General features: G+C 63.0%; 18 protein-coding genes. 10 read left to right on the top strand and 8 right to left on the bottom strand.

The window, feature by feature from the left end:
* Positions 1 to 144 precede the first annotated feature (144 nt).
* From HU751_RS10245 to thiI, 3 genes are all read right to left on the bottom strand, one after another.
* Positions 145 to 744 (bottom strand): YjaZ family protein, encoded by a 600-nt coding sequence (locus tag HU751_RS10245; protein WP_186732498.1) that lies wholly within the window; start codon positions 742 to 744, stop codon positions 145 to 147.
* Between the two features lie 330 nt (positions 745 to 1,074).
* A complete protein-coding gene (gene typA / locus HU751_RS10240) occupies positions 1,075 to 2,895 on the bottom strand; it encodes a translational GTPase TypA (RefSeq protein WP_186732497.1) in 1,821 nt (606 codons plus the stop codon).
* A 127-nt stretch (positions 2,896 to 3,022) separates the two neighbouring features.
* Positions 3,023 to 4,477 carry a tRNA uracil 4-sulfurtransferase ThiI gene (gene thiI / locus HU751_RS10235; protein WP_062572589.1) on the bottom strand — a complete coding sequence of 485 codons (1,455 nt, stop codon included), beginning with the start codon at positions 4,475 to 4,477 and terminating at the stop codon, positions 3,023 to 3,025.
* 414 nt (positions 4,478 to 4,891) lie between these two features.
* On the opposite strand from thiI, the gene glnA reads away from it, so the two are divergent.
* The 4 genes from glnA to ntrC all read left to right on the top strand — a co-directional run bounded on the left by glnA (position 4,892) and on the right by ntrC (position 9,759).
* Positions 4,892 to 6,298, top strand: a complete 1,407-nt coding sequence (gene glnA / locus HU751_RS10230) for a type I glutamate--ammonia ligase (protein WP_008095432.1) — start codon at positions 4,892 to 4,894, stop codon at positions 6,296 to 6,298.
* A gap of 145 nt (positions 6,299 to 6,443) precedes the next feature.
* Complete coding sequence (aroQ, locus tag HU751_RS10225) at positions 6,444 to 6,986, top strand: gamma subclass chorismate mutase AroQ (protein WP_186732496.1); 543 nt, start codon at positions 6,444 to 6,446, stop codon at positions 6,984 to 6,986.
* A 254-nt stretch (positions 6,987 to 7,240) separates the two neighbouring features.
* Positions 7,241 to 8,326, top strand: a complete 1,086-nt coding sequence (glnL, locus tag HU751_RS10220; protein ID WP_186732495.1) for a nitrogen regulation protein NR(II) — start codon at positions 7,241 to 7,243, stop codon at positions 8,324 to 8,326.
* The gene (gene ntrC, locus HU751_RS10215; protein ID WP_186732494.1) at positions 8,323 to 9,759 is read left to right on the top strand and encodes a nitrogen regulation protein NR(I); all 1,437 of its coding nucleotides are present in this window, start codon (positions 8,323 to 8,325) and stop codon (positions 9,757 to 9,759) included. The genes glnL and ntrC overlap by 4 nt, the downstream gene beginning before the upstream one ends.
* A gap of 137 nt (positions 9,760 to 9,896) precedes the next feature.
* Here the strand turns inward: ntrC and HU751_RS10210 are convergent, their stop codons facing one another.
* On the bottom strand, positions 9,897 to 10,694 hold the full coding sequence (locus HU751_RS10210; protein WP_186732507.1) for an RHS repeat-associated core domain-containing protein: 798 nt from the start codon (positions 10,692 to 10,694) through the stop codon (positions 9,897 to 9,899).
* 377 nt (positions 10,695 to 11,071) lie between these two features.
* Positions 11,072 to 11,509, bottom strand: a complete 438-nt coding sequence (locus tag HU751_RS10205) for a hypothetical protein (RefSeq protein ID WP_186732493.1) — start codon at positions 11,507 to 11,509, stop codon at positions 11,072 to 11,074.
* On the opposite strand from HU751_RS10205, the gene trmL reads away from it, so the two are divergent.
* On the top strand, positions 11,508 to 11,963 hold the full coding sequence (gene trmL, locus HU751_RS10200; protein ID WP_186732492.1) for a tRNA (uridine(34)/cytosine(34)/5-carboxymethylaminomethyluridine(34)-2'-O)-methyltransferase TrmL: 456 nt from the start codon (positions 11,508 to 11,510) through the stop codon (positions 11,961 to 11,963). The two genes, HU751_RS10205 and trmL, sit on opposite strands and share 2 nt — an antisense overlap.
* 114 nt (positions 11,964 to 12,077) lie before the next feature.
* On the opposite strand, the gene secB is transcribed toward trmL, so the two are convergent.
* From secB to HU751_RS10185, 3 genes are read right to left on the bottom strand one after another with little or no spacing between them, the layout of a single operon-like run.
* Positions 12,078 to 12,560, bottom strand: a complete 483-nt coding sequence (secB, locus tag HU751_RS10195; RefSeq protein ID WP_186732491.1) for a protein-export chaperone SecB — start codon at positions 12,558 to 12,560, stop codon at positions 12,078 to 12,080.
* A 39-nt stretch (positions 12,561 to 12,599) separates the two neighbouring features.
* Positions 12,600 to 12,854 (bottom strand): glutaredoxin 3, encoded by a 255-nt coding sequence (gene grxC, locus HU751_RS10190; RefSeq protein WP_003249204.1) that lies wholly within the window; start codon positions 12,852 to 12,854, stop codon positions 12,600 to 12,602.
* Position 12,855: 1 nt separating this feature from the next.
* A complete protein-coding gene (locus tag HU751_RS10185) occupies positions 12,856 to 13,269 on the bottom strand; it encodes a rhodanese-like domain-containing protein (RefSeq protein WP_028688411.1) in 414 nt (137 codons plus the stop codon).
* A gap of 206 nt (positions 13,270 to 13,475) precedes the next feature.
* Between HU751_RS10185 and gpmI the strand changes: the two genes are divergently transcribed.
* The 5 genes from gpmI to HU751_RS10160 all read left to right on the top strand — a co-directional run bounded on the left by gpmI (position 13,476) and on the right by HU751_RS10160 (position 20,244).
* Entirely contained in the window at positions 13,476 to 15,011 is a 1,536-nt protein-coding gene (gene gpmI, locus HU751_RS10180; protein ID WP_186732490.1) for a 2,3-bisphosphoglycerate-independent phosphoglycerate mutase, read from the top strand.
* Positions 15,012 to 15,197: 186 nt separating this feature from the next.
* On the top strand, positions 15,198 to 16,496 hold the full coding sequence (locus tag HU751_RS10175; RefSeq protein WP_186711971.1) for a murein hydrolase activator EnvC family protein: 1,299 nt from the start codon (positions 15,198 to 15,200) through the stop codon (positions 16,494 to 16,496).
* A gap of 87 nt (positions 16,497 to 16,583) precedes the next feature.
* Entirely contained in the window at positions 16,584 to 17,912 is a 1,329-nt protein-coding gene (locus HU751_RS10170) for a S41 family peptidase (RefSeq protein ID WP_062572581.1), read from the top strand.
* A gap of 9 nt (positions 17,913 to 17,921) precedes the next feature.
* A complete protein-coding gene (locus HU751_RS10165; protein WP_186732489.1) occupies positions 17,922 to 18,686 on the top strand; it encodes a divergent polysaccharide deacetylase family protein in 765 nt (254 codons plus the stop codon).
* Positions 18,687 to 18,849: 163 nt separating this feature from the next.
* The gene (locus tag HU751_RS10160; protein ID WP_186732488.1) at positions 18,850 to 20,244 is read left to right on the top strand and encodes a trypsin-like serine peptidase; all 1,395 of its coding nucleotides are present in this window, start codon (positions 18,850 to 18,852) and stop codon (positions 20,242 to 20,244) included.
* Positions 20,245 to 20,273: the final 29 nt, after the last annotated feature.

Here is a 20,273-nt window from a genome sequence, read left to right as displayed (position 1 = left end):
TTGTCTTGATGTACACGGAGCTTCCTTCAGGAAGTGTCTAGACGCCGCCACTTGGTTCCGGCCGTGCCGGTTGATGGGAGAAATCCCTAAGGGCATCCGCGATACGACCCCCTTCATTGGGGGTTTCGTATTTCTGGGGGCTGCTCAGTGGCGTATGGGCCTGCGTACGGGCTCGTTCCTCAACTTTTTGAGCATCAGCAACCAGCCTTTGATCTTTTCATGTCGCTTGAAGCGGCTTTGACTGCGCGCTGCATGGCCAACATCCCGCACATAGGCACTCTCGACATAAATCCTGAGGCTTCTGGCGGCCTCACGACGCATACTGAAATACACCTCATAATGGCTGCCTTCCGGGAAGCCGAACTGATTGCCCTCCAACGTCAGCCAGTTACTGTGCCCGGTAAACAGACACTGGCGGTCGGCCAGGCCGCACATGATGGCGGGCAGCTGCAACGACAGCCCATGCCGCGTCGGGCAGAACGCTCGGTAGATCCCTCGATGATCTATTACCAAGCTGTCCAGACCGATGCTGTCGAAATCCAGCGCGAGCCCTTGTCGGGCACCGCGGCTCACGCAATGGCTTGAATACTCAAGGCGCAGCATCACCGTAATGGAGGGTTGCACGCCCGAACCCGGCAGTTGCACTTCATGAGAATGCGCACGCAGGTGCTGCAAGCACCATGGTTCGCCCGCTACTTCGATTGTTCCCGCCGACAGATGCTCCCGCCACCCCTTGCCTTTCATGCACACCTCAGCCATGCACCGAAGCGTCAGGCTAATGCTAGTGTCCTGTCTCGGAAATACGTTCTCTTTTGGCGAGTGGCTTGGGTGTTCGGCCAAGGCGCCGCGACGAGTCATAGCAGGGCTATGGCGAGGAGTGGCAACGCCGGCCGGGCGCCCAAGACGCCGCCAAAAGTGAACAGCTTATTTCCGAGACAGGACACTAGGGCAAAGCCCTGCCAAACCTGGTTCGTGAGCAAGTGCTTCAAGCGCAACATGCGGCAAACAACACACAAACAAAAACGCCCCCGGCCTTTCGACCGGGGGCGTTTTCATTCAGCCTGAACTAATGACTCAGTTCTTGGCTTTCTTGGCAGCGCGGGTACGCTCGCCTTCGTCGAGGATCTTCTTGCGCAGACGGATCGACTTCGGCGTGACTTCGCACAGCTCGTCGTCCTGGATGAATTCCAGGGCCTGTTCCAGAGTGTGACGAACCGGCGGAACCAGGGCGATGACTTCGTCCTTGCCCGAAGCACGCATGTTGTCGAGCTTCTTGCCTTTGGTCGGGTTCACGCCCAGGTCGTTGTCACGGCTGTTCAGGCCGATGATCTGACCGTTGTAGATCTCCTGGCCGTGTTCAACGAACAGCTTGCCGCGAGCCTGCAGGGTTTCCAGCGAGTAGGTCAGGGCCTTGCCGGTCTCGACCGAAACCAGGACACCGTTCAGACGGCCGGACATCTGGCCCGACTTCATGGTGTCGTAGCGATCGAAGATCGAGGTCAGGATGCCTGCACCGTTGGTCAGGGTCAGGAACTGGTTGCGGAAACCGATCAGACCACGGGCTGGAATGTTGTATTCCAGGCGAACACGGCCCTTGCCATCCGGAACCATGTTGGTCAGGTCGCCTTTACGCAGGCCCATCTCTTCCATGACCTTGCCCTGGGATTCTTCAGGGATGTCGATGGTGACGTTCTCGAACGGCTCCTGCTTGACGCCGTCGACTTCGCGGATGATCACTTCAGGACGGCCCACGGCCATCTCGAAGCCTTCACGGCGCATGGTTTCGATCAGTACCGACAGGTGCAGCTCGCCACGGCCCGATACCTTGAACTTGTCAGGGGAATCGGTTTCCTGAACGCGCAGGGCAACGTTGTACAGCAGCTCTTTGTCCAGACGGTCCTTGATGTTACGGCTGGTGACGAACTTGCCTTCCTTGCCGCAGAACGGCGAGTCGTTGACCTGGAAGGTCATCGAAACGGTTGGCTCGTCAACGGTCAGCGGCTTCATCGCCTCGACGGTATCCGGGGCGCACAGGGTGTCGGAGATGAACAGCTCGTCGAAACCGCTGATGCAGACGATGTCGCCAGCCTGGGCTTCTTCGACGTCGACGCGGTGCAGGCCGTGGTGGCCCATCAGCTTGAGGATACGACCGTTGCGCTTCTTGCCGTCAACATCGATGGCAACAACCGGGGTGTTCGGCTTGACGCGACCACGGGCGATACGGCCAACGCCGATAACACCGAGGAAGCTGTTGTAGTCCAGAGCGGAGATCTGCATCTGGAACGGGCCGTCACGATCAACAGACGGTGCTGGTACGTTGTCGACGATCGACTGGTACAGCGCGGTCATGTCTTCGCCCATGGCGGTGTGGTCCAGGCCGGCGATGCCGTTCAGGGCCGAGGCGTAGACGACTTTGAAGTCCAGCTGTTCGTCGGTGGCGCCGAGGTTGTCGAACAGGTCGAAGATCTGGTCCAGAACCCAGTCAGGACGCGCGCCCGGACGGTCGACCTTGTTGATCACGACGATCGGCTTCAGGCCGGCTTCGAAGGCCTTCTTGGTCACGAAGCGGGTTTGCGGCATCGGGCCGTCTTGCGCGTCGACCAGCAGCAGCACGGAGTCGACCATCGACATTACACGCTCGACCTCGCCACCGAAGTCGGCGTGGCCGGGGGTGTCGACGATGTTGATGTGGTAGCCGTTCCAGTTGATGGCGGTGTTCTTCGCCAGAATGGTAATGCCGCGCTCTTTTTCCTGGTCGTTGGAGTCCATGACGCGCTCGTCGTTGAGCTCGTTACGCTCCAGGGTGCCGGACTGGCGCAGGAGTTTGTCGACCAGGGTGGTTTTACCATGGTCAACGTGGGCGATGATGGCGATGTTACGCAGATTTTCGATCACAACTGTATCTCGATCAGAGGATTCGGTTGCCGCCAGTGTAGGCGGCCAATATGTACTGTTTAAGGCTCAGCGGGCCCGGCGGTCGGGAGGGCGATGGCGGATGCTGCCGCCATACAGCCCTGGCGTCTTATGTCGGACGATAAACACGCACATTGGCATGTCCCTCACTGAGCAGGTGGTGTGCGTGCAGACGGCTCATCACACCCTTGTCGCAATACAGCAGGTACTGGCGCGTGGGGTCCAGGTGCTTGAACTTGCTGTTGATCGCGTAGAACGGCATGGCCTGGACTTCGATACCTTCCAGCGCCAGGGGTTCGTCTTCCTGGGCATCAGGGTGACGAATGTCGATGACGATCTGACCGGGCAGCGCCTCGGCCACTTCCTCGACTTCGATGTCCTTGCCCAGCTCATCGATCACGTGGTCGATGGAAATGAACTTGGCGCGCTCCAGGGCACGCTCCAGCACTTCCATTTCGAACTGCTTCTCTTCGTGCTCCATGCGGTGACGCTTGGCATGGGTGGTCGGGTTCACCGAGATCACGCCGCAGTACTCGGGCATGTGCTTGGCGAAATCGGCGGTGCCGATCTCGGTGGCCTGGTCGATGATGTCCTGCTTGTGGCTGGCCAGCAGCGGACGCAGCACCAGCTTGTCGGTGGCCGAATCGATGATCGACAGGTTCGGCAACGTCTGGCTGGAGACCTGGGAAATCGCCTCGCCGGTGACCAGGGCGTCAATCTGCAGGCGGTCGGCCATGCGCGCAGCCGCGCGCAGCATCATGCGCTTGAGCGTAACGCCCATATAGCTGTTGTCGACCTTGTTGAGGATTTCGCCGACCACTTCCTCGAACGGCACGCTGATGAACAGCACGCGCTGGCTGCTGCCGTACTTCTTCCACAGGAAGTGCGCCACTTCCATCACACCCAGTTCGTGGGCGCGGCCACCGAGGTTGAAGAAGCAGAAGTGGGTCATCAGGCCGCGGCGCATCATCTGGTAGGCCGCCACGGTGGAGTCGAAGCCACCGGACATCAGCACCAGGGTCTGCTCCAGGGCGCCCAGCGGATAACCGCCGATGCCGTTGTGCTGATTGTGGATCACGTACAAGCGCTGGTCGCGGATCTCGATGCGCACCAGCACCTCTGGCTTCTTCAGCTCGATGCCGGCGGCGCCGCACTGCTGGCGCAACTGGCTGCCGACGTAGCGGTCGACGTCCATCGAGGTGAAGTCGTGGTGGCCGCCGCGCTTGCAGCGCACGGCGAAGTACTTGCCGGCCAGCAGGTGGCCGAAGTGGTGCTTGCACTTGGCGACAATGTCGTCGAAGTCGCCCAGCGGGTATTCCTCGACCTGCAGGAAGTGGGTGATACCCGGGGTGCAGGACAGGCGCTCGATCATCTCGCGCTGAATCTTCTCGTCCTCGACGCGGGTAACCACCTCGAGATTGTCCCAGACACCGTCAACCGCGAGCTCGGGATCCAGGTCCTTGAGCACGTTGCGGATGTTCTTGGCGAGCTGGCGGATGAAGCGCTTGCGCACCGGCCGGCTCTTGATGGTGATCTCTGGGAAGACTTTGACGATAAGTTTCATTGGTTTAACAGCGCGCGCAGGGCCTGCCGAAAATAGGGGGCGCGAATTATAGCGGAAATCGCTCAAGGTTTGAGCAACTTTTGTACAGAAGGTGCGATTTATGTTGGCCGCACCACCCCTCGTCGGCCTGCTGCGTGGGAGCGGGCTTGCCCCGCGATAAGGCCCGCGCCGGCACGAGAGCACCATAATGGTGCATCAACACCAAAAAACGCATCTTATGAGTGCAAGGCTACACTCCATATCTTCATGAAATGCCCGCCAACGCCCCCTTCCATCCCACGTTCGCCATTTTTGGGCACTGGCATGCAATTTGCTCCCTTGTGAGGCAGGTACGCTTGGCCGACTATCCGCGCCCAGCGACACCCTTTTTCCAGGGCAGCGGCCAACTGCGCCCTAGACCATCCGGAGGACAACATGTCGAAGTCGGTTCAACTCATCAAAGATCATGACGTCAAGTGGATTGATCTGCGTTTCACGGACACCAAGGGCATTCAGCATCACGTGACCATGCCGGCGCGCGATGGCCTGGACGAAGACTTCTTCGAAGTCGGCAAGATGTTCGACGGTTCCTCCATCGCTGGCTGGAAAGGCATCGAAGCCTCCGACATGATCCTGATGCCGGTCGACGACACCGCCGTGCTGGACCCGTTCACCGAAGAGCCGACCCTGATCATCACCTGCGATATCGTCGATCCGTCGAGCATGCAGGGCTACGATCGCGACCCGCGCGGCATCGCCAAGCGCGCCGAAGAGTACCTGAAGAGCACCGGCATCGGTGACACCGTGTTCGCCGGCCCGGAGCCTGAGTTCTTCATCTTCGACGAAGTGAAGTTCCAGTCGGACATCTCCGGCTCGATGTTCAAGATCTTCTCCGAGCAAGGCTCGTGGATGACCGGCGCTGACGTCGAAGGCGGCAACAAAGGCCACCGTCCGGGCGTGAAAGGCGGCTACTTCCCGGTTCCGCCGTTCGACCACGACCACGAAATCCGCACCGCCATGTGCAACGCCCTGGAAGAAATGGGCCAGACCGTCGAAGTTCACCACCACGAAGTGGCGACCGCCGGCCAGAACGAAATCGGCGTCAAGTTCAACACCCTGGTCAAGAAAGCTGACGAAGTACAGGCCCTGAAGTACGTCGTGCACAACGTTGCCGACGCCTACGGCCGTACCGCCACCTTCATGCCCAAGCCTCTGTACGGCGACAACGGCTCGGGCATGCACGTGCACATGTCGATCTGGAAAGACGGCAAGAACACCTTCTCCGGCGAAGGCTATGCCGGCCTGTCCGATACCGCCCTGTACTTCATCGGCGGCATCATCAAGCACGGCAAGGCCCTGAACGGCTTCACCAACCCTTCGACCAACTCCTACAAGCGTCTGGTCCCAGGTTTCGAAGCCCCGGTGATGCTGGCCTACTCGGCGCGCAACCGTTCCGCCTCGATCCGTATTCCATACGTCGGCAGCCCGAAAGCCCGCCGTATCGAAGCACGCTTCCCGGACCCATCGGCCAACCCGTACCTGGCCTTCGCCGCCCTGCTGATGGCCGGCCTGGACGGCATCCAGAACAAGATCCACCCAGGCGATGCCGCCGACAAGAACCTGTACGACCTGCCGCCAGAAGAGGCCAAGGACATCCCGCAGGTGTGCGGCAGCCTGAAGGAAGCCCTGGAAGAGCTGGACAAGGGCCGTGCGTTCCTGACCAAGGGCGGCGTGTTCTCCGACGACTTCATCGATGCCTTCATCGAGCTGAAGAGCGAAGAAGAAATCAAGGTCCGCACCTTCGTGCACCCGCTGGAATACGAGCTGTACTACAGCTGCTGATATGATCGGCGCCCCGCGTCGATGACATCAGGACGGCCTCCCTCGGGAGGCCGTTTCTTTTTCATACCCTCATCATCGGACAACACCTATTAGCCGCCGCAACGCCAAAGGCGACACTCGAGGCTTCATTCCCAAGGAGATCGCCATGCGTGCCACCACCCTCGCCCTGACCTGCTGCTTCGCCCTATCCGGCTGTGCCACCCCACCGAGCGTCACGCCAACCCTGGATCAGTTGCTTGCCACCATTGACCGGCGCCTGGACCTGGCCGAAGCGGTCGCCCTGCACAAGTGGGATCACCAGCAACCCGTGCAGGCCAGCGCCCGCGAGCAGCAGGTATTGCTCGGCGCACGCCAGGCCGCCGTCGCCCACCACCTGGATGCGACACGCGTCGAGGCCTTCTTTGCCGACCAGATCGAAGCCAACAAGCTCCTGCAGTACCACCTGCTCGACACCTGGCATCGCGCCCGACAAGCGCCAGCCCTTCCACGCCGCGACCTGGCCAGCGAAGTGCGCCCTGAACTGGACCTGCTGCAGGAACAGCTGCTGAGCGCCCTCGCCCGCTTTGACCAGACCCCGCCGGACAACTGCGCCAACCACTTGGCCGACGCCCTGCAACAACGCACCCAGGACACCACCCGCCACCTCGCCCTGGTTCGCGCCAGCGCCCAGCTGTGCAAATTGCGCTGACCGCCCTATGCTCCATATTGGTGCATGACTGAGCGACACGCCCCATCATGCATCCCAATTTGGGTCACAAGAATCGATAAACCAGGGCTTTATGGCTCGAATTCGCGCAATTCCCGGTCTTTATCCGGATTTTCCGCTTCTTTTCGGAGCCTTGGTTTGGTTCTTGCATTTTCACTGCATCCAGCACTCTTCCGTGCGCGCCCCAGGCCCGAGCTCTTGGGCGCCACTGTGCCAAAAGAGGTCAACGACGCCTTATGACCATCAGCGATGCACAGCACCGTCTGCTCCTGGACAACCTGACCACGGCCACGCTGTTGCTCAATTCTGAACTGCGCCTGGAGTACATGAACCCGGCGGCGGAGATGCTGCTGGCCGTCAGCGGCCAGCGCAGCCACGGGCAGTTCATCAGCGAGCTGTTCACCGAATCGACCGAGGCGCTCAATTCGTTGCGCCAGGCGGTGGAGCAGGCGCACCCGTTCACCAAGCGTGAAGCGCAGCTGACCTCGCTGACCGGCCAGACCATCACCGTCGACTATGCCGTCACCCCCATCCTGCACCTGGGCCAGACCCTGCTGTTGCTGGAGGTGCACCCGCGCGACCGCCTGCTGCGCATCACCAAGGAAGAGGCCCAGCTGAGCAAGCAGGAGACCACCAAGATGCTGGTGCGCGGCCTGGCCCACGAGATCAAGAACCCCCTCGGCGGCATCCGCGGCGCGGCCCAGCTGCTGGCCCGCGAACTGCCGGAAGAGAGCCTGCGCGACTACACCAACGTGATCATCGAGGAAGCCGACCGCCTGCGTAACCTGGTCGACCGCATGCTCGGCTCGAACAAGCTGCCGTCGCTGGCCATGACCAACATCCACGAAGTGCTCGAGCGCGTGTGCAGCCTGGTCGACGCCGAGAGCCAGGGTTGCATCACCTTGGTGCGCGACTACGACCCGAGCCTGCCGGACGTGCTGATCGACCGTGAGCAGATGATCCAGGCCGTGCTCAACATCGTGCGCAACGCCATGCAGGCCATCGGCGGGCAGAACGAGCTGCGCCTGGGCCGCATCACCCTGCGCAGCCGCGCCGTGCGCCAGTTCACCATCGGCCATGTCCGTCACCGCCTGGTCGCCAGGATCGAGATCGTCGACAACGGCCCCGGCATCCCAGCGGAACTGCAGGACACCCTCTTCTACCCCATGGTCAGTGGCCGTCCGGACGGTACCGGGCTGGGCCTGGCCATCACCCAGAACATCATCAGCCAGCACCAGGGCCTGATCGAGTGCGAGAGCCACCCCGGCCACACCACCTTCTCGATCTACCTGCCCCTGGAACAAGGAGCCACCGCCCCATGAGCCGAAGTGAAACCGTCTGGATCGTCGATGATGATCGTTCCATCCGCTGGGTCCTGGAAAAGGCCCTGCAGCAGGAAGGCATGACCACCCAGAGCTTCGACAGCGCCGACGGCGTCATGGGCCGCCTGGCCCGCCAGCAGCCGGACGTGATCATTTCCGACATACGCATGCCCGGCGCCAGCGGCCTCGACCTGCTCGCCCAGATCCGCGAACAGCACCCGGGGTTGCCGGTGATCATCATGACCGCCCACTCCGACCTGGACAGCGCCGTGGCCTCGTACCAGGGCGGCGCCTTCGAGTACCTGCCCAAGCCGTTCGATGTCGACGAGGCGGTGTCGCTGGTCAAGCGCGCCAACCAGCATGCCCAGGAGCAGCAAGCCCTGGAAGTGCCCCAGGCGCTGGCCCGTACGCCCGAGATCATCGGCGAGGCGCCGGCGATGCAGGAGGTGTTCCGCGCCATCGGTCGCCTCAGCCACTCCAACATCACCGTGCTGATCAATGGTGAGTCCGGCACGGGCAAAGAGCTGGTGGCCCACGCCCTGCACCGCCACAGCCCGCGAGCGGCGTCGCCGTTCATCGCCCTGAACATGGCGGCGATCCCCAAGGACCTGATGGAATCCGAGCTGTTCGGCCATGAGAAAGGCGCCTTCACCGGCGCCGCCAACCTGCGTCGCGGCCGTTTCGAGCAGGCCGACGGCGGCACGCTGTTCCTCGACGAGATCGGCGACATGCCCGCCGACACCCAGACCCGCCTGCTGCGGGTGCTGGCCGATGGCGAGTTCTACCGGGTCGGCGGCCATGTGCCGGTGAAGGTGGACGTGCGCATCATCGCCGCCACCCACCAGAACCTCGAGTCGCTGGTGCAGGCCGGCAAGTTCCGCGAAGACCTGTTCCACCGCCTCAACGTGATTCGCATCCATATCCCGCGCCTGGCGGACCGGCGCGAGGACATCCCGGCCCTGGCCCGTCACTTCCTCGGCCGCGCCGCCCAGGAGCTGGCGGTGGAACCCAAGCTGCTCAAGCCTGAGACCGAGGAGTTCATCCGCAACCTGCCCTGGCCGGGTAACGTGCGCCAGCTGGAGAACACTTGCCGCTGGATCACGGTGATGGCCTCCAGCCGCGAGGTGCTGGTCGGCGACCTGCCGCCGGAACTGCTCAACCTGCCCCAGGACGCCGCGCCCGTGACCAACTGGGAACAGGCCTTGCGCCAATGGGCCGACCAGGCCCTGGCCCGTGGCCAGTCGAGCCTGCTCGACAGCGCCGTGCCCAGTTTCGAGCGGATCATGATCGAGACCGCGCTCAAGCATACCGCCGGGCGTCGCCGTGACGCGGCCCTGCTGCTGGGCTGGGGGCGCAATACCCTGACGCGCAAGATCAAGGAGCTGGGGATGAAAATCGATGGCGGGGACGAAGAAGACGGCGAGGAGCACTGATCACAGCAAGACAAACAGCGCCTCGTAGCCGCGTGCCGCGGTAACAGCTACGAGGCGCTGTAGTAACCTGGCTCTATCGGGATTGGTGCGTATCGAACCCAACGTTCTCCACCACGTAGCTACTTCGGTTGCCCATTCTAGCTTTGGGCCTGGGAGTGGCTCCAAGTTCGATAATCAGTCTCATCAATGGAGGAAGCGTGGAAAACCCCTGGACCGTTTTGCCATGCAGGCTCGGCACCGCCCGCATTGATAGCAGCTCGGGTATGAAGGAATATCGCGATAACGGCTGCGTCATGCTCTAGCGAGCCAATTTGCCGTGCGATATTGTCAGAGGTCTTGTCTTTTCTCATGCGATTTTCCCGTCGTGCCGCGACGTAAGCGAGTACCGCCTGCAGACCTGTGGCAGAGGACATTATGTTCATGACCTCGGGAGTGATCGTTATTCCAAGCATTTTGAGCACCACCAATCCAATGGTGTAACCCCCACCCACTTGAGCCGTCCAATTCAGTGTCGTGACAAGCACACTGGGACCAGGCTCCTGTTGAATTTTCATATCATGAGGGTTCAATCTTTTCTTCTCTGCCAGCTTGGCACCTTTTTCGAACCGCTTGTAATTGGTCTCAGCCGATTTCCAGAACGAAAAAATCCCGATGGCAAGATCCTTAATCAGGCTCCAGTCCTGCCCAGAGGGATCATGACGGTTGATCGGGTCTCCACTGCAATAGGCGTATCCGTTGATGCCTCCTGCAGCAAATGGACTCAGGCGATCCGGCGAGTACAGGCGCATCAGCCTAGGGCTATAGAGACGATGACCATTTCCCAGAAAATAAGTGGCCATCATGGGATCCATGGGCTGACCGCAATAACCAAGCAGAGAATCCGACGCGCCTGCCGTCAGCCCATAAGGTGAGTACGCTCGGGAAACGGCAGCCATTCCCAGTGACGAGCGTTGCCTGTCACACAGCGCCAAGTATGCCACCGCCTTGACTCCTCCGTAGTCCTTGCCATCACGCTAACAGCACAGCGACAGAACAGAAACTGACATTTTTACCAGGCCGAGAACAGGTAAGTGCGCACCGATCCTGTGCCGCGTGCACCGCCGCAGGGCGCTACACCGTTAAAAACCTGCAAAGGAAATTGCCCCGACCTCAATACTCATGGGGGAATATGAAGCTGGCACACTCTCTGCTTAATCCACCGTATCTCCAGTTTCGGGGGCCTCGGTACAGGCAGGCCGGGATACCCCCTCTTTACTTTGCAATCGCGCAGTTTCGGGGACCCTGGTACAGGCAGGCCGGGAAATCCCCTCTTTTATTCGTGCAGCCTCACCTGCACCCGCCAGCGCCCCGCGTCCTCCGTCGCGTTCCACTCGCCGCGCAGGGGGCGGGCGGCCACCACGGTCAGCACCAGCCCCTCCTCGCTCTTCTGCAGGCGCCAGCCCACCGGTTTGTCCTGCAGCGTCAGCTGACCCCGCTGGGTCTTGCCCTGGGCCTCGAACACGATGGCCACGGTGCCCTGGACGTTCTCGCCATGCAGCTTGGGCTCTTCGTTGAACCACAGGTCCAGGCCATCCTGCACCACCTGCACCTGCTCGAGCACCCGTTCTTCCGGGGTGGTCAAACGCCCGATCATCATGCCGACCATCAGCCCGACAATCGCCAGCGACAGGATCACCCGCGGGAAGGCCTTCGAACGCGGGTCGGGTTCGGGGGTAGAATGCCCGTCATCTTCATGCTTGGAGCCGTGCATGTTTCACGTCATCCTTTTTCAACCAGAAATTCCGCCGAATACCGGCAACATCATCCGCCTGTGCGCCAACAGCGGCTGCGACCTGCACCTGATCGAGCCGATCGGCTTCGAACTGGACGACAAGCGCCTGCGCCGGGCAGGGCTGGACTACCACGAGTATGCCACGCTCAAGCGTCACCAGAGCCTGGCCGAATGCCTGGAAAGCCTGAATCAGCCAAGGCTGTTCGCCTTCACCACCAAGGGCTCGCACCCGTTCCATGAGGTCGAGTACCTACCTGGCGATGCTTTCCTGTTCGGGCCTGAAAGCCGTGGCCTGCCGGCCGAGGTGCTGGACAGCCTGCCACCCGAGCAGCGCCTGCGCCTGCCGATGCGGCCGGGGTGCCGGAGCCTGAACCTGTCCAATACCGTGGCGGTGACGGTGTACGAGGCGTGGCGGCAGCAGGGGTTTGCCTGAAAGGGCCTATCGCGGGGCAAGTCGCATCGGCGCACCGCCGCTCCCACGAAGCTAAGCCTTGCTAAAAGACGAACAAAAAAGGGCGACCGAAGTCGCCCTTTCTTGTTACAGCGATTACTGCACGGTCGGCACTTCACCGGCTTCCTGCATGCGCTGCATTTCTTGCGCGTACAGGGCGTCGAAGTTGACCGGCGACAGCATCAGCGCCGGGAACGAGCCGCGGGTCACCAGGCTGTCCAGGGTCTCGCGGGCGTACGGGAACAGGATGTTCGGGCAGAACGCGCCGAGGGTGTGGCTCATCGAGGCCGCGTCCAGGTTGGCGATCAGGAAGATGCCGGCCTGCTGCACTTCGGCGATGAAGGCCACTTCGTCGCCGTTCTTGACGGTCACCGACAGGGTCAGCACGACTTCGTGGAAGTCGCCTTCCAGGGCTTTCTGGCGGGTGTTCAGGTCCAGCGAGACGCTCGGCTCCCACTGCTGGCGGAAGATCTGCGGGCTTTTCGGGGCCTCGAACGACAGATCGCGCACGTAGATGCGCTGCAGGGAGAATTGTGGGGCGGTGGCGTCAGTGGCGCCGTTGGTCTGTTGCTCGGTCATGGCAGATCCTTTTCCTAATGTTCTTGAATGCAGTGCGAATCAGGCCGCCAGCAGCGCGTCGAGCTTGCCCGCGCGCTCCAGGGCATAGAGGTCATCGCATCCACCGACGTGCGTGCTGCCGATCCAGATCTGCGGCACCGAGGTACGGCCGGCCTTCTGGCTCATTTCGGCGCGAACCTGGGGCTTGCCGTCGACCTTGATCTCCTCGAACGCCACGCCCTTGCTCTCGAGCAGGTATTTGGCGCGCATGCAGTAGGGGCAGTAGTCGCTGGAATAGACGATGACGGGCTTCATATCACTTCACCAGGGGCAGGTTATCGGCTTTCCAGCTGGAAACGCCACCGCTGAGCTTGGCGGCAGTGTAACCAGCCTTGAGCAGCTCGCGGCACAGGGTGCCGGACTGCTGGCCCATCGCGTCGACGACGATCAGGGTCTTCTCTTTGTGTTTTTCCAGCTCGCTCATGCGGCCGGCGACTTTGTCCTGCGGAATGTTCAGCGCACCGACGATATGCCCGGCCGAGTATTCCTTGGCGGTACGGATATCGATCACCACGGCCTTGTCGGCGTTGACCAGGGCGGTCAGCTGGCCGTTGCTCAGGCTCTGGCCGCCACGGCGGACTTCGTTGATCAGCAGCAGGACCAGCAGGACGACGAAAATGGCCACCAGGATGTAGTGATCTGTCGCGAATTGAATCAGGTGAGCAACCATCAGGGGTGTTCCAGGCGATTGAAAATGGCGGCCAGTATACACAGCGCCCCATGACCGCCAAAGCCCACTGGGCTGGCGGCAAACGCGTCTTCATGTTGCATGCCTGACCGCGCCTGTCGGGCAAGGGGAGGAATATTCGCCGTCGCTGGCGGATTTGCCCTAAAATGCGTGTCTTTATCATCTTTGAACAACCGTGAGTTTGATTGATGACGAGTACGCCTAAACCCCTGGTCCTGATCATCCTGGATGGCTTCGGTCACAGCGAAAGCCCCGAATACAACGCCATCTTCGCGGCCAACACGCCGGTCTACGACCGCCTGCGCGCCACCCAGCCGCATGGCCTGATCTCCGGCTCCGGCATGGACGTGGGGCTGCCCGACGGGCAGATGGGCAACTCCGAAGTCGGTCACATGAACCTCGGCGCCGGCCGCGTGGTGTACCAGGACTTCACCCGGGTGACCAAGGCCATCCGTGACGGCGAGTTCTTCGAGAACCCCGTGCTCGGCGGCGCGGTGGACAAGGCCGTCGGCGCCGGCAAGGCCGTGCACATCCTCGGCCTGCTCTCCGACGGCGGCGTGCACAGCCACCAGGACCACCTGATCGCCATGGCCGAGCTGGCCGCGCAGCGTGGCGCCGAGAAGATCTACCTGCACGCCTTCCTCGACGGCCGCGACACCCCGCCGCGCAGCGCCCAGTCATCGATCGAACTGCTCGACGCCACCTTCGCCCGCCTGGGCAAGGGCCGCATCGCCAGCCTGATCGGCCGCTACTATGCCATGGACCGCGACAACCGCTGGGACCGCGTCAGCGCCGCCTACAACCTGATCGTCGACAGCGCCGCCGAATACACCGCCGACAGCGCCCTTGCAGGCCTGCAAGCCGCCTACGCCCGCGAAGAGAACGACGAGTTCGTCAAGGCCACGCGCATTGGTGAAGCCGTCAAGGTCGAGGATGGCGACGCGGTCATCTTCATGAACTTCCGCGCCGACCGTGCCCGTGAGCTGTCCCGGGCACTCGTCGAGCCGGACTTCAACGAATTCCCACGGGCACGCCTGCCCAAGCTGGCGGCGTACATCGGCCTGACCCAGTATTCGGCGAAAATTCCGGCGCCAGCCGCGTTTGCCCCGTCCAGTCTGGACAATGTCCTGGGCGAATACCTGGCGAAAAACGGCAAGACCCAGCTGCGTATCGCCGAAACCGAGAAGTACGCGCATGTCACCTTCTTCTTCTCCGGTGGTCGTGAAGAGCCGTTCGAAGGCGAAGAGCGCATCCTGATCCCGTCGCCGAAAGTCGCCACCTACGACCTGCAGCCGGAAATGAACGCTCCCGAGGTCACCGACCGCATCGTCGAGGCCATCGAGCAGCAGCGTTATGACGTGATCGTGGTCAACTATGCCAACGGCGACATGGTCGGCCACACCGGCGTGTTCGAAGCGGCGGTCAAGGCCGTCGAGGCCCTGGACGTCTGCGTCGGCCGTATCGTCGAGGCCCTGGACAAGGTCGGCGGCGAAGCGCTGATCACCGCCGACCACGGCAACGTCGAGCAGATGGAAGACGAGTGCACCGGCCAGGCGCACACCGCCCATACCAGCGAACCGGTGCCATTCATCTATGTCGGCAAGCGCCAGGTCAAGGTCCGCGAAGGCGGCGTGCTGGCCGATGTAGCGCCGACCATGCTCAAGCTGCTGGGGCTGGAAAAACCAGTCGAGATGACCGGTACTTCGATCCTGGTCGACCTGTAATCACTGCGTGGGAGCGGGCTTGCCCCGCGAATGCAATCGCGGGGCAAGCCCGCTCCCACGCGTGTTGCGACGACATTTACGCATGATTTCCAGACCAACGCCCCGCTGCACATGCCGCGGGGCGTTTTTTTTGCAGGCCCGCAAGGGCATACTAGGCCAGTCTCCATCCCCGGTACGCCAAACCCCATGCTCCGCGCCCTCTTCTTACTAGCCCTGTCATGCCTGCTCACCCCGGCCTTCGCCGACGAGCGCGCGCAGACCCAGCAGCAGCTGGACGCCACCCGCCAGGACATCGCCGAGCTGAAGAAGATGCTGGGCAAGCTCCAGGAGGAGAAAGCCGGCGTGCAGAAAGACCTCAAGTCCACCGAGACCGACATCGGCACCCTCGAGAAACAGGTGGAGGCACTGCAGCAAGAACTAAAAAAGACCGAGGGCGAGCTGGAGCGCCTTGATCACGAGAAAAAAAAACTCCAGAGCGCCCGCGTTGAACAGCAACGCCTGATTGCCATCCAGGCCCGTTCGGCCTACCAGAACAATGGCCGCGAGGAATACCTCAAGCTGCTGCTGAACCAGCAGAACCCCGAGAAGTTCGCTCGCACCCTCACCTATTACGACTACCTCAGCAAGGCACGCATGGATCAGTTGCGCGCCTTCAACGAGACCCTGCGCCAGTTGGCCAACGTCGAGCAGGACATCGCCCGCCAGCAGGAACAGCTGCTGACCCAACGCGCCGACCTCGACGGCCGTCGCCAAGCGCTGGTGGCCGAGCGCGACAAGCGCCAGCAGGTGCTGGCCAAGCTCAACAGCGACATGAAAGAGCGCGACCAGAAGCTGCAGAGCCGCGAGCAGGACCAGGCCGACCTGGGCAAGGTGCTCAAGACCATCGAGGAAACCCTGGCCCGCCAGGCCCGCGAGGCCGAGGAAGCGCGCCAGCGCGCCCTGCTGGCCAGGCAGGAAGAAGAGAAACGCCGCAAGGAACAGGCCCTGGCCGCGGCGGCCCGTGCCCAGGAGCCTGAGGAGGCGCCGAAAAAGGCCCGCACCACCCTTGGCCCGGTGGTTTCCAGCGATGGCGCCAGCTACGGCGGCGCTTTTTCTGCGGCCCGGGGCAAACTTCCATGGCCGGTCAATGGTCGATTGCTGGCACGTTTCGGCGATACCCGCGGTGGCGATGCCCGGGCCAAGTGGGACGGGGTGATGATCGGCGCCAGCGCCGGCACCCAGGTGCGCGCCGTGCACGGCGGGCGCGTGGTGTTCGCCGACTGGTTGCGCGGCGCTGGACTTCTGGTCATTCTCGACCATGGCAATGGCTACCTGAGCCTGTACGGCCACAACCAGAGCCTGCTCAAGAGCGCCGGCGACATCGTCAAGGCCGGCGATGCCATCTCCACCGTCGGCGACAGCGGTGGTCAGGACAACGCCGGCCTGTACTTCGCGATTCGCCAGCAGGGCCGGCCCACCGACCCCGCGCAATGGTGCCGAGGCTAGATAATGCTACTTTTACGGCGCTGCCCACGAAACGGCGGCACCGATGCTCCCGACGGGAGCACCAACAGGATCAGGAGTTCGTTCGACATGCTGCACTCGCCTCGCCTCACCCAGCTGGCCCTGACCATTGCCCTGGTCATCGGCGCGCCCCTGGCCGTTGCTGCCGAGCCGGCCAAGCCAGCGGCCAAGCCGGCTGCGGTGCCGGCCACCGAGGTGACCGCCAAGGCGCCCCTGCCGCTGGAAGAACTGCGCACCTTCGCCGAGGTCATGGACCGCATCAAGGCCGCCTATGTGGAGCCTGTCGACGACAAGACCCTGCTGGAGAACGCCATCAAGGGCATGCTCAGCAACCTCGACCCGCACTCGGCCTACCTTGGCCCCGAGGACTTCCAGGAGCTGCAGGAAAGCACCAGCGGCGAGTTCGGCGGCCTGGGCATCGAAGTGGGCATGGAAGACGGCTTCGTCAAGGTGGTCTCGCCCATCGACGACACCCCGGCTTCCCGCGCCGGCATCGAGGCCGGTGACCTGATCGTCAAGATCAACGGCGCGCCGACCCGTGGCCAGACCATGACCGAGGCCGTGGACAAGATGCGCGGCAAGATCGGCGAGAAGATCACCCTGACCCTGGTGCGCGACGGCGGCACGCCGTTCGACGTGACGCTGGCCCGCGCGGTGATCCAGGTCAAGAGCGTCAAGAGCCAGCTGCTGGAGAACGACTACGGCTACATCCGCATCACCCAGTTCCAGGTCAAGACCGGCGACGAGGTGGGCAAGGCCCTGGCCAAGCTGCGTAAGGACAACGGCAAGAAGCTGCGCGGCGTGGTCCTCGACCTGCGCAACAACCCCGGCGGCGTGCTGCAGTCGGCGGTGGAAGTGGCCGACCACTTCTTGACCAAGGGCCTGATCGTCTACACCAAGGGCCGCATCGCCAACTCCGAGCTGCGCTACTCCGCCGACCCGGCAGATGCCAGCGAAGGCGTGCCGCTGGTAGTGCTGATCAACGGCGGCAGCGCCTCGGCCTCGGAAATCGTCGCCGGCGCCCTGCAGGACCAGAAACGCGCCGTGCTGATGGGCACCGACAGCTTCGGCAAGGGCTCGGTGCAGACCGTGCTGCCACTGGCCAACGACCGTGCGCTGAAGCTCACCACCGCGCTGTACTTCACCCCCAACGGCCGCTCGATCCAGGCCCAGGGCATCGTCCCGGACATCGAGGTGCGTCCGGCCAAGCTCACCGCCGAGGCCGACAACGACAACTTCAAGGAAGCCGACCTGCAGGGTCACCTGGGCAACGGCAACGGCGGCGCCGACCGACCGAGCGGCAGCAGCAAGCGCAAGGATCGCCCGCAGGACAACGACTTCCAGCTCAGCCAGGCGCTAAGCCTGCTCAAGGGCCTGAACATCACCAAGGGCGACTGACCGCTTCCCATGCGTTACCTGCTGTTCGCGCTGTTCTGCCTCATGCTCGGTACCGCCCAGGCGGCGCCGGGCAAGGCCTACATGAGCATCATCATCGACGACCTGGGGCAGAGCAGCGAGCGTGACAGCCGCACCCTCGCCCTGCCTGGGCCGGTCACCCTGGCGATCATGCCCGACACCCCGCACGCCACCGACTTCGCCCGCCAGGCCCACAAGGCCGGACGCACGGTGATCCTGCACATGCCCATGGATCCGGCCACCGGCCCCTATGCCTGGCACCCCGGCACAGCGATCGAGGAACTGGCCCGGCGCCTGGACGCCGCCTTGGCCAAGGTGCCCTACGCCGCCGGCATCAACAACCACATGGGCAGCCGCATGACCGCCCAGCGCGAACCAATGCGCTGGCTGATGGAAGAACTGCAACGCCGCCACCTGTTCTTCGTCGACAGCCGCACCAGCGCCGCCACCGTGGCGGCGGCCGAGGCCCAGGCGGTTGGCCTGGCCCATGTCTCACGGGACGTGTTCCTCGATGACGTGCGCACCACGGAGGCGATCAGCGGACAGCTGCAGCTAGGCATTGCCCAGGCCCGCAAGCAGGGGTCGGCGGTACTGATCGGCCATCCCTACCCGCAGACGCTGGACGTGTTGAGCCGCGAAATTCCCCGGCTCCAAGCACAGGGCATCGAACTGATCAGCCTGCACCAGATGATCGCCGAACGCGGCAACCAGGCCATGCCCGCCCATGGACACCAGGGCCGCTACAGCAATCGCTGAGGCGTCGCCCGATCCAGACCAGCGTGGGAGCGGGCTAGCCCGCTCCCACGCTGGTGATACCTATGCCGCCACAGCCACCGTTCCGCGCATATCCATAAGCACCACCTGACGCCCCGTCCCCGCAGGCACGCTCGAATCGGTCATCCACACAGGAACTCAACCGATGCCGACGTTAACCACCGCTCTCCTTGCCCTGGCCATGCCCTGGGCCGCAACCACAACACTCGCAGACACCACCGATACGCCGACACTGCTGGACAATGCCCACGGCGAGCACGCCCACTTGAGCGGTATCGGCCGCCTGAATCTGGCGAGCGGCGACCAGTGCATCGCCACTCTGGTCGACAGCCGCAGCCCTGAGTCAACCACGACAGGTCCCGCCTACCTGCTGACCAGCGGCCACTGCCTGGACACCCGCAACGGCCGGATCATCCAGCATCAGCCGGCCCAGGGCACGATCACCTTCAACTTCTTCGCCGACACCCCGAACTCGCGCCCAAGCTTCGCACTCAAGCGCACGCTCTGGAGCAGCATGCAGGGCAGCGACCTGGCGCTGCTGGAACTGGACGCCAGCCTCGCCCAGGTGATGGCCACAGGCATCCAGCCACTGTCACTGGGCCCCAGCCCAGCACCAGGCAGCGCGGTAGTGATGGTAGGTGAGGCCGGCAGGCCAGACTCAGGACTGCGCGCGGCCCAATGCCGCGAGCGGAACCAGACCAGCGTGACCGAGTTTCCCTGGGTCTGGCGCAAGCTCAAGGTGAACGACTGCCCAAGCAGCGGCAAAGGTACCTCGGGCAGCGCGGTGATAGACCTGGCGAGCGGACACCTGGTCAGCGTCGTCAACAGCGTGCCCTTCGGTGCAACGCAGAACAACTACGCCATCCCGGTCCAACGTGTGCTCGGCTGCTTTCACCAGGGCCACGCCGACCTGAGCCTCGAACAATGCGCCCTGCTGCCCGGCTTCCAGATCACCCAGCAAGGACCGGCCCGCCTGCTCAGGCGACTTGGCAACGACTTATCGGCCGCCACCTGGGACCTGACCCTCAACATCGATACACCGCGCTACCGCTACAAGCAGGTACGCGACGCGCTCGAGTGCGAGGACGCGGTTGGCTACAGCGGCACAATCTCCGCCAGCGAACGGCGCATCGACGACCCGATCGGCAGCGAGCCTGGCCGCTACTACCTGTGCCTGGTCGGCGTGCAATCGCCTGAGCAGCGCCCCTTCCCGGCGCTGCTGGCCAACGCCCTGAGCCTGCCCGTCGAAGTGATTCCGGCGGGGCACCCGCAAGTCCGCTACAGCCTTGATCGTCACGAGCAGGGCCATGTCATGGTCGAATGGCAAACCGAGCAACCCTACCTGAGCCACTATCTGGTGAAGTACGGCGCCGCGGATCGGATGGACTGCAACAGCGACTTCGGTTACCGCCGCGCCCTGACACCCACCCAGGTGATTCAGGCATCGCGGCTGCCGGCAATACTCTGTAGCCGCGCCATCGACCTCGACAGGCAGGTGGCGTCGACTCACCGCGAGTTGTTGCCCGCGCAGGAGCAATGAACCAGGGCCCTGCCTGTTCGCAGACAGGG

This window comes from Pseudomonas peradeniyensis, from assembly GCF_014268935.2.
In the GTDB taxonomy this organism is placed as follows: Bacteria; Pseudomonadota; Gammaproteobacteria; order Pseudomonadales; family Pseudomonadaceae; genus Aquipseudomonas; species Aquipseudomonas peradeniyensis.
Note: the sequence above shows the minus strand (reverse complement) of the source record. Positions and strands in the feature narration are given on the sequence as shown.

Bases quoted from the DNA above. Each gene is read 5' to 3' on its own strand.
- trmL (WP_186732492.1), top strand. From the start codon at position 11,508: ATGTTTCACGTCATCCTTTTTCAACCAGAAATTCCGCCGAATACCGGC.
- HU751_RS10210 (WP_186732507.1), bottom strand. From the start codon at position 10,694: ATGGCTGCCGTTTCCCGAGCGTACTCACCTTATGGGCTGACGGCAGGC.
- HU751_RS10170 (WP_062572581.1), top strand. From the start codon at position 16,584: ATGCTGCACTCGCCTCGCCTCACCCAGCTGGCCCTGACCATTGCCCTG.
- HU751_RS10165 (WP_186732489.1), top strand. From the start codon at position 17,922: ATGCGTTACCTGCTGTTCGCGCTGTTCTGCCTCATGCTCGGTACCGCC.
- ntrC (WP_186732494.1), top strand. From the start codon at position 8,323: ATGAGCCGAAGTGAAACCGTCTGGATCGTCGATGATGATCGTTCCATC.
- grxC (WP_003249204.1), bottom strand. From the start codon at position 12,854: ATGAAGCCCGTCATCGTCTATTCCAGCGACTACTGCCCCTACTGCATG.
- HU751_RS10185 (WP_028688411.1), bottom strand. From the start codon at position 13,269: ATGGTTGCTCACCTGATTCAATTCGCGACAGATCACTACATCCTGGTG.
- HU751_RS10205 (WP_186732493.1), bottom strand. From the start codon at position 11,509: ATGCACGGCTCCAAGCATGAAGATGACGGGCATTCTACCCCCGAACCC.
- thiI (WP_062572589.1), bottom strand. From the start codon at position 4,477: ATGAAACTTATCGTCAAAGTCTTCCCAGAGATCACCATCAAGAGCCGG.
- HU751_RS10160 (WP_186732488.1), top strand. From the start codon at position 18,850: ATGCCGACGTTAACCACCGCTCTCCTTGCCCTGGCCATGCCCTGGGCC.
- HU751_RS10245 (WP_186732498.1), bottom strand. From the start codon at position 744: ATGAAAGGCAAGGGGTGGCGGGAGCATCTGTCGGCGGGAACAATCGAA.
- glnL (WP_186732495.1), top strand. From the start codon at position 7,241: ATGACCATCAGCGATGCACAGCACCGTCTGCTCCTGGACAACCTGACC.
- aroQ (WP_186732496.1), top strand. From the start codon at position 6,444: ATGCGTGCCACCACCCTCGCCCTGACCTGCTGCTTCGCCCTATCCGGC.
- gpmI (WP_186732490.1), top strand. From the start codon at position 13,476: ATGACGAGTACGCCTAAACCCCTGGTCCTGATCATCCTGGATGGCTTC.
- HU751_RS10175 (WP_186711971.1), top strand. From the start codon at position 15,198: ATGCTCCGCGCCCTCTTCTTACTAGCCCTGTCATGCCTGCTCACCCCG.
- glnA (WP_008095432.1), top strand. From the start codon at position 4,892: ATGTCGAAGTCGGTTCAACTCATCAAAGATCATGACGTCAAGTGGATT.
- secB (WP_186732491.1), bottom strand. From the start codon at position 12,560: ATGACCGAGCAACAGACCAACGGCGCCACTGACGCCACCGCCCCACAA.